Source organism: Syntrophorhabdaceae bacterium, assembly GCA_036504895.1.
Taxonomy (GTDB): domain Bacteria; phylum Desulfobacterota; class Syntrophorhabdia; order Syntrophorhabdales; family Syntrophorhabdaceae; genus PNOM01.
The window spans coordinates 1-3281 of the sequence record DASXUJ010000045.1 but is presented as its reverse complement, the minus strand read 5'-3'; the positions used below and the strand labels follow the sequence as shown (position 1 = coordinate 3281).

Sequence of the window (3281 nt, the reverse complement as noted above, 5' to 3'; positions counted from 1 at the left end):
TTCAACCTCCGCAAGCAGAGAAGCGACGTAAATTCGAAAAGCCTCTACGAGAGCGTGCTCGAAGAATTTCCCGACGCCCTGCTCCTCGTGGACAAGAACGGATATATCAGCTTCGCCAATAAACGGGCGAAGAGCGAGTTCGAAGGGAGCAAAGGCCTCCTCATCGGCGAGAAGGTGGATAATGTCGTCACCGGGATCAGCGATGAGTTCTACAGAAAGGACGGCCCCTTCCAGGGCGAGGTCAACTACAAATCGAGCGAGCAGTATAAGATCTTCCAGATGCAGAGCTATCCCGTAAAAGGGGCTAAGAAGGATAGTTCGTGGAAAGGTCTCATCTTCAAGGATGTCCTGGAGATGAAGGTAAAAGAGGAAGAGACCCTTCTCAAGGACAAAATGGAGAATATGGGGATGCTCGCGGGAGGCATTGCCCACGACTTCAATAACCTTCTCACTGGGGTCCTCGGATACGCCTCCCTCATCAAGAATTTCTTAAGTAGCGAAGAGAAGCTCTACCGCTACGCGGAAGCCATAGAGCATTCCGCCCAGAGGGCGGCGAAGCTTACCCAGCACCTCCTCAATTTCTCGCGAAGGCAACGAAAATCCACGGGCATCGTGGACCTGAACGTCCTTCTCGACGATATCCTCTTTCTTCTGCGTGAAAGCTTCAGGGACGTGGAGGTGGAAAAGACGTTCGACGACCTCTTGCCTCCCATAAGGGGAGACGAGGCGGACCTCCAGAACGTCTTCCTCAACCTCTGCATGAACGCCAAAGACGCCATGAAAGGGGAGGGCCTCCTCAAAGTGAAGACCAAGAGGAGGAAGAATATAGGGGGCAGGGAATTTGCCTCCATCGAGATCGAAGATTCGGGGCAGGGCATAGACGAAGAGATCAGGGAAAAAATCTTCCAGCCCTATTTCACCACCAAAGAAACCGGATCGAACCTTGGCATGGGTCTCTACCTCGTGGATAAAGTGATCAAGGAGCACGGCGGATTTATCGAGTGCGAGAGCGAGCCGGGAAGGGGCACCAAATTTACCCTCCATATCCCTTTGCCCCTGGAGATCATCGGCAAACAGGTCGAGCGCCGCGAGCCGAGCAGCCACAGCAATCTCAACAAACGTAAAGTCCTCATCGTGGACGACGAGAACATCGTGAGAGAATTGATAAAAGGGGTCCTCTCCGAGGAAGGCATAGAGGTGCTCAAGGCAGTGGACGGATATGAGGCCATAGACATATTCAAGAAGAACCATAATCACATAGACCTCGTAATCCTCGATATGATCATGCCGGGCATCAAGGGGGACGAAGTCCTCAAAAACATGCGCGAGATCCGTCCGGATATCAGGATTATCATCTCGAGCGGCTTTATGAGCGAAGATCAGAGGGAGAGGCTCAGGGAATACAGGGTCGATGGATTTCTCGATAAGCCCTATAAAGATAAAGATGTAGTACGGATCATCACCCAGATCCTGGCGAAATAACCCTCCTTTTCCGGCAACAAAAGACAGATTTTTTTCCAAAGGTTCAAAAACCGCATATTTCCCATGGGAAAACCCCGCTGCTGCCTCGTGAAAGAATCAATCATTGTATACAAAATATTTCTTGCAAAGCCCCGAAGGAATGATATAATCATTCTTATTTCCGCACGGAATGGCTGAAAAGGGGCATATGGCGAAAATCACGGTGTTCGGGCACACCGGTCCACGAAGAACATGGTGGTCACACGGGGGCGGATTCACACGCCCAAAAATCAGAGGAATTGAGGAATACAGGACCTTCTCCGCCCATGGCGGGACGTCCGGGATGCGGGACAAAGCATCCGGGCCGGTGAAAAGTTTGTTGATTTTCTAAAAAAGACCAAGGGGGGTTTTAAATGTGGCAATTCCTTTCACCCGAGGCGGCAAAATGGGTCACCCTTATCATCTTTATTCTCGTCTTTGCCTTTATTCTCCATCGTAAAGTCCCCATTCAGTATCTTTCACTCGGCGCCGCAGCGATTCTCATCGCCTTAGGCATTATCAGTCCCGGCACCGCCTTCCTGGATAACGATAACGGTGTCTCATGGGATGTGCTGGCCATCTATTTCGGCTACGGCATGCTCGCCATGGTGCTCCAGCAAAGCCGGTTGCCGGGTGCCATCGCGAATTGGATCCTTCCCCGGCTGCGAAAGGAAAAATTCGCCCTTCTCTTCCTGTGCTGTCTCGCCGCGCTGCTGTCGAGCTTCATGGCCAATCCCGTGGTGGTGCTCATGCTCGCTCCCCTCGCCATCGAGATGGCGGACAGGCTCAAGGCCTCCCTCTTCCTCTACCTTATCGCCCTTGCCGTTGCCTCGAACATCGTCACCACCGTGAGCATGATGGCCGATCCTCCCGCCCTCATCCTCGCCATGCAGACCAACATGTCCTTCATGGATTTTTACTGGTTCCAGGGAAGGCCCGGGCTGGGAACGCTCTCGATATTCGGGGTTTTAGCCGCCATGCTGGTACTCATGGTCCAGTTCCGGAAGCTCAATAACATCGTCGACCTGAAGACTCCCAAGGTGGTGGTGGGGAAGAGATCGGTCATACTCATGGCGATCGGCCTGATCGGCTGCGCCATAGCCACCGTCCTCAAAGCAACGGGATTTCCCATGTCTTCCATTGTCGTCCTCACCGTCTTTGCCCTCTTCATCGTCCTGGTGGATGTGATCTCCCCCGAGCCCGATGAGACCGACGAACACAAGATGCGCCTGACCCTGGGTTCGAGCGCGGTCTTCCTCCTGAGTTGCTGGGCCCTCGCGCTCGTACCGAATGAGGTGGCAGCTTTCCTGAGGTGGCAGGGCTGGGTCGGTCTTATCCTGGGCCTTCTATCCCTGGCCATGTTGAGAAGCAGATGGTTTTACGGGGTAAAGGAATTCGACTGGCAGTCCATCTCCTTTCTCATAGGCATTTTCATCGTCATCGGCGCCGTCAACCAGGTAGGGCTCCTTAAGGAGCTTGCCGACTGGATGACGCGGGTGGGCCTTACGAACCCCATCGTGGTATTTGTCATCATCACCTGGATCTCCGTGATTTTGTCGGCGGTGATCGACAATGTGCCTTACACCATTCTCATGATCCCTGTCTGCGGTTACCTCGCAAAGACACTGAACGTCAACCCCTTCTATCTCTATTTCGGGATGCTCATAGGCACCGGCATCGGAGGGAACCTGACCCCCGTGGGCGCCACCGCCAACGTCCTTGCCTGCGGCATGCTGGAGAAACGGGGCTACAAAATCGACCTCTGGAAATATATGAAGATA

2 protein-coding genes are annotated in these 3281 nt (G+C 53.3%); both read left to right on the top strand.

Annotated elements, in window-relative coordinates; translation table 11 throughout:
• Positions 1-1482 (top strand): ATP-binding protein (locus VGJ94_05655; protein HEY3276086.1); only part of this gene is annotated, 1482 nt, incomplete at its 5' end.
• A 392-nt stretch (positions 1483-1874) separates the two neighbouring features.
• Positions 1875-3281 (top strand): SLC13 family permease (locus tag VGJ94_05650; protein HEY3276085.1); only part of this gene is annotated, 1407 nt, incomplete at its 3' end.